Raw genomic sequence first — 5,014 nt, forward strand, 5'->3', positions numbered from 1 at the left:
CGACCTTCGCCATCAAGCGCAAGAACGGCATCAACCAGCCGCTGTTTCTCGGGCCGGGGCCAGAGGTGGCCTTCAATCCGTATGCGCGGATCATTGTCGAGGAAGCGCATCGCCGCGGCATCGATGTGCAAGTGGATGACGCCGATGCCGGGATGTTCACCCTCAGCCACGGCGGGCGTCGGGTTCGCTGCCGGGAATCGCTCAGCGACCTGACCAGCGCCATCAGCATGAGCCTGTGCCAGGACAAAAGCCTGACCCACAAAGTGCTCAAGACTGCCGGCTTGAACCTGCCGGCTCAGCAACTGGCGGGCAATGCCGATGACAACCTGGCGTTCCTCGACGAACACCATCGAGTGGTGGTCAAGCCGTTGGACGGCGAACAGGGCCAGGGCGTGGCGGTGGATTTGCAGAGCATCGAGGACATCCAGCAAGCCATCGAGTCAGCGCGCCAGTTCGACAATCGTGTGTTGTTGGAAAGCTTCCATGAGGGTCTTGATCTGCGCATCCTGGTGATCGGCTTTGAAGTGGTGGCGGCGGCCATTCGCAGACCGGCGGAAGTGGTGGGCGATGGACAACATTCCATCGGCGAATTGATCGAAGCCCAGAGCCGACGCCGTCAAGCGGCTACCGACGGCGAAAGCAAAATCCCCCTCGACCAGGAAACCCAACGCACGTTGAATGCTGCCGGTTACGACTACAGCAACATCCTGCCGGCGGGCGAACATCTGTTCGTGCGGCGTACGGCAAATCTGCACACCGGCGGCATTCTCGAGGACGTCACCGCGATTCTGCACCCGACCCTGGTGGACGCTGCCATACGAGCCGCCCGGGCGCTGGATATTCCGGTGGTCGGCCTGGATCTGCTGGTGACCGCCGCCGATCAGCCTGGCTACGTATTTATCGAAGCCAATGAACGCGCCGGGCTAGCCAACCATGAGCCGCAACCGACGGCCGAGCGCTTTGTGGATTTGCTGTTTCCGCATAGTCAGCCGGCAGTCTAGGCCTCGTTCATGATCGTTCCCACGCTCTGCGTGGGAATGCAGCCCGGGACGCTCTGCGTCCCGAAGAGCCGAACGCAGAGCGTCCGTTGAGGCGTTCCCACGCAGAGCGTGGGAACGATCAGTGCTCACCCCATCAGGAGTTTCCATGACCATCAAATACCCAGAACCCGACCTGACGTACCTGCAAAAAGTCCTGCTGGAAATGCTCGCCATTCCCAGCCCCACCGGGTTCACCGACACCATCGTGCGCTACGTCGCCGAACGCCTGGAAGAGCTGGGCATTCCCTTCGAAATGACTCGACGCGGCACCATCCGCGCGACCCTCAAGGGCAAGAAAAACAGCCCCGACCGCGCCGTATCCGCGCACCTGGACACCATCGGCGCGGCGGTACGGGCGATCAAGGATAACGGTCGCCTGACCCTGGCCCCGGTCGGTTGCTGGTCCAGCCGTTTTGCTGAAGGCAGCCGGGTCAGCCTGTTCACCGACAACGGCGTGATTCGCGGTAGTGTGTTGCCCTTGATGGCATCCGGGCACGCCTTCAATACGGCCGTGGATGAAATGCCGATCAGTTGGGATCACGTCGAACTGCGCCTCGACGCCTACTGCGCGACGCGTGCCGATTGTGATTCGCTGGGCATCAGCGTCGGCGATTTCGTCGCCTTCGACCCATTGCCGGAATTCACCGAAAGCGGTCACATCAGCGCCCGCCACCTCGATGACAAGGCCGGGGTAGCGGCGCTGCTGGCGGCGTTGAAAGCCATCGTCGACAGCGGTGAAGAATTGCTGATCGACTGTCATCCGCTGTTTACCATCACCGAAGAGACCGGCAGCGGCGCGGCGGCGGCATTGCCGTGGGACGTCAGCGAATTCGTCGGCATCGACATCGCACCGGTCGCCCCGGGCCAGCACTCCAGCGAACACGCCGTGAGCATCGCGATGCAGGATTCGGGCGGACCTTACGACTACCATTTGTCACGACATCTGCTGCGCCTGGCCAGCGATAACGACTTGCCCGTACGCCGTGACCTGTTCCGCTATTACTTCAGCGATGCGCACTCGGCAGTCACCGCGGGGCATGACATCCGCACCGCCCTGCTCGCCTTCGGCTGCGACGCGACCCATGGCTACGAACGCACCCACATCGACAGCCTTGCGGCCCTGAGTCGCCTGCTCGGTGCCTACATCCTCAGCCCACCGGTCTTTGCCAGCGATGCCCAACCCGCCACGGGGTCACTTGACCGCTTCAGTCATCAGATCGAGCACGACACCCAGATGGAAAGCGATACGCGGGTGCCGTCAGTGGACAGCCTGGTGGGACAGCGCAACGACAATTAGCGATCCTGCAGCAGCTCCTGCTGGTGATGTGTTGCCAACCGCCGTAGCATCGCGCCATTGATTGATCCGAGGTGCCTATGCTGATCCCCCACGACCAACTTGAAGTCGACACCCTCACCCGCCTGATCGAGGATTTCGTGACCCGTGACGGCACCGACAATGGTGATGACACGCCCCTGGAGACCCGCGTATTGCGGGTCCGCCAGGCATTGACCAAGGGCCAGGCGCTGATCGTCTTCGACCCGGAAAGCGAGCAATGCCAGCTCATGCTCAAGCACGACGTGCCCAAACATCTATTCGACTGATTTTTTCTGTTTGGGCAGCTTGCGCTTGATGCGCTCGTAAACCTCCGAGCGATGCACATTGACCTCTCTCGGCGCTTCGACACCGAAACGCACGTTATTGCCGTTGACGGCGACGACGCGTATGGAAATGTTGTCGCCGATGGAAATCAATTCGCCCACTACGCGGCTGAGTACAAGCATGGCCTTGGTCCTTTCAGGTTTACCGAACCTTGAAGATGCCCGGCGCAGGCTTGGCCTTCAAGGCAGTAGCGGCAATCCAGACTGAACCTACAGCCAGCGGCCAACACACTGACGGAAACGTCTTACAGTGCAGCGCAAAGCAAGGCCCGTTTCAGGAGGCGGAAAATCGCGGGCCGAACAGGATGATGCTGGCGCCAATCACGCATAACGCCACCCCGAGCCAGTCCGAGCCCAGCGGACGAATCCGTTCAACCACCGCCAGCCAGCCGATCGAGGCGATGATGTAGATGCCACCGTAGGCGGCATAGGCACGACCGGCATAGGTCGATTCAATGCGGGTCAGCAACAGGGCGAACAACGTCAGGCTGAGCAGCGCCGGCACGATCCACCAGACGCTTTTACCCTGGCGCAACCACATCCAGAAGGCGAAGCAACCGGCGATTTCGAACAGCGCGGCCAGGAAGAACCACAGATAGTTGAGCATGCGAACGTCTCATGAGAGTGGCCGATGGCGGCCACCCTAACGATGCCATCGCTCGCCGGCAAGTTCAGCCTGCGGTTTGCTTGGCCTTGGCGCGCATCTTGTCAGCCATCAGCGTCATTTCGTTGTAGAGCAATTGCGGGTTCTTCTGCTTCAATGCCCAGGCCATACGGCCCTGCTCGTGGGGCAGAATCATGAATTCGCCGGCACCGACTTGCTGATAGATGTAGTCGGCGATGTCAGCGGCGCTGATCGGCGAACTTTCCAGCAACTTGCCAACCTGGGCTTTCATGGCCGGGGTCGGACCTCGGAAAGAGTCCAGCAAGTTGGTCTGGAAGAATGACGGACATACCACGTGCACGCCGACTTCCTGTTGAGCCAGTTCGATCAGCAGACTCTCGGACAATGCCACCACACCCGCCTTCGCCACGTTGTAGTTGCTCATGGCCGGGCCTTGCATCAACGCTGCCATCGACGCGATGTTGATGATCTTGCCTTTGCTTTTTTCCAGCAGTGGCAGGAATGCCTTGCAGCCCTTGACCACACCCATGAGGTTTATCGCGATCTGCCAGTCCCAGTCCTCGAGGGACAGTTCGCTGAAGAACCCACCCGACGCCACGCCTGCGTTGTTGACAATGACATCGATGCCACCGAGTTTCTCTTCGCAAGCCTGGGCGAACGCAGTCAGCTGGCTGTAATCGCGGACATCGCAACGCTGGATGAAACCGTCGCCGCCCGCTTCGCGTACCTGTTTCAGGGTTTCCTGCAGGCCGGGCTCACTGACGTCCGACAAGGCCAGCTGCCAGCCTTCACGCGCCCAGCGCAGCGCGATTTCGCGACCCAGGCCAGAGCCTGCACCAGTGATCATCATGCGATTTTGCATAGCAAACAGCCTTGTTGTTCCGGGGAAGATGCGTCGAGTGTAGCGAAGGATATTGCGCGACCCACGCTCCATCAGATTGCTGAATGGCATGAGCAAACCGTCGGAAGGGCTGCATCAACTAACTAAAAAGAATTGGAATTGGCTTTGTTTCGAAAAACAGCAAAAAAACTTGGAATTTTCTTTCAAGCGCCATGGTCGGAAGTTTTAAGCGGCTCGAATTAATGGCATTCCCGCTGACTGATAACGGCAAAGTCATTCCTGAACTCTTACAGCAAGGAAACAGACATGGGCACAATTCTACTCATCATTCTGATTTTGTTACTGATCGGTGGTCTGCCGGTCTTCCCGCACTCCAGAAGTTGGGGTTATGGCCCGTCCGGTATCATCGGCGTGGTGTTGGTGGTGATCATTATTCTGTTGTTACTCGGCAAGATATGACGATTTAATCGACAAAAAAAAGAGGCCTTTTCCAAGGCCTCTTTTTTATTGCGTCAGCGTTTAGTCCGGCGTGCCGTCCACCACACCAGCCGTGTTATCGATCAGGCTTTTGGTCGCTGTCTGCAGGAACGCTTCCAGCTTGGTCTTCAACTCGGCGGTGCGTGGTGCATCCGGTATAACCTCGGCGCGCGGTTTGGCGCCCAGTTCGTACTGATACATCTTCGGCGCCATGTCCTTGTCCTTCGGCAATACCAGAATCTGGTCAGCCGTGATGATGGCCGTGGTCTGTTCACTGCCGGACGGCTTGATCACGCCAAAACCGGTGTCACCTTCAGGCAGGTTGAGCAGGTCGCGGCCCCAGCACTGATGACGCACTTCGCCACCGAGACG

The 5,014-nt window shown here is 59.3% G+C and carries 6 protein-coding genes and 2 pseudogenes; 4 read left to right on the forward strand and 4 right to left on the reverse strand.

Going from position 1 to position 5,014, the window contains the following annotated elements; all coding sequences use genetic code 11:
* The 3 genes and pseudogenes from D8V06_RS23785 to D8V06_RS23795 all read left to right on the forward strand — a co-directional run.
* Positions 1-1,001, forward strand: a pseudogene (locus tag D8V06_RS23785) (N-acetylglutaminylglutamine synthetase); the annotation flags it as partial.
* A gap of 145 nt (positions 1,002-1,146) precedes the next feature.
* Positions 1,147-2,337 (forward strand): osmoprotectant NAGGN system M42 family peptidase, encoded by a 1,191-nt coding sequence (locus D8V06_RS23790; RefSeq protein ID WP_130904155.1) that lies wholly within the window; start codon positions 1,147-1,149, stop codon positions 2,335-2,337.
* 77 nt (positions 2,338-2,414) lie between these two features.
* Complete coding sequence (locus D8V06_RS23795; protein ID WP_003199186.1) at positions 2,415-2,642, forward strand: YheU family protein; 228 nt, start codon at positions 2,415-2,417, stop codon at positions 2,640-2,642.
* Here the strand turns inward: D8V06_RS23795 and csrA are convergent.
* From csrA to D8V06_RS23810, 3 genes are all read right to left on the reverse strand, one after another.
* A complete protein-coding gene (gene csrA / locus D8V06_RS23800; RefSeq protein ID WP_056856483.1) occupies positions 2,631-2,822 on the reverse strand; it encodes a carbon storage regulator CsrA in 192 nt (63 codons plus the stop codon). The genes D8V06_RS23795 and csrA overlap by 12 nt on opposite strands.
* Before the next feature lie 151 nt (positions 2,823-2,973).
* Positions 2,974-3,306 carry a YnfA family protein gene (locus tag D8V06_RS23805; protein WP_056856484.1) on the reverse strand — a complete coding sequence of 111 codons (333 nt, stop codon included), beginning with the start codon at positions 3,304-3,306 and terminating at the stop codon, positions 2,974-2,976.
* A gap of 64 nt (positions 3,307-3,370) precedes the next feature.
* Positions 3,371-4,186: an SDR family oxidoreductase gene (locus D8V06_RS23810; RefSeq protein WP_056856485.1), complete on the reverse strand. Its 816-nt coding sequence runs from the start codon at positions 4,184-4,186 to the stop codon at positions 3,371-3,373.
* A gap of 285 nt (positions 4,187-4,471) precedes the next feature.
* Here D8V06_RS23810 and D8V06_RS23815 point away from each other — a divergent pair, with 285 nt between their 5' ends.
* Positions 4,472-4,624 carry a DUF3309 family protein gene (locus tag D8V06_RS23815; RefSeq protein WP_130904157.1) on the forward strand — a complete coding sequence of 51 codons (153 nt, stop codon included), beginning with the start codon at positions 4,472-4,474 and terminating at the stop codon, positions 4,622-4,624.
* A gap of 60 nt (positions 4,625-4,684) precedes the next feature.
* Here the strand turns inward: D8V06_RS23815 and D8V06_RS23820 are convergent.
* Positions 4,685-5,014, reverse strand: a pseudogene (locus D8V06_RS23820) (LTA synthase family protein); the annotation flags it as partial.

Source organism: Pseudomonas sp. Sample_24 (genome assembly GCF_004307605.1).
Classification (GTDB): Bacteria; Pseudomonadota; Gammaproteobacteria; order Pseudomonadales; family Pseudomonadaceae; genus Aquipseudomonas.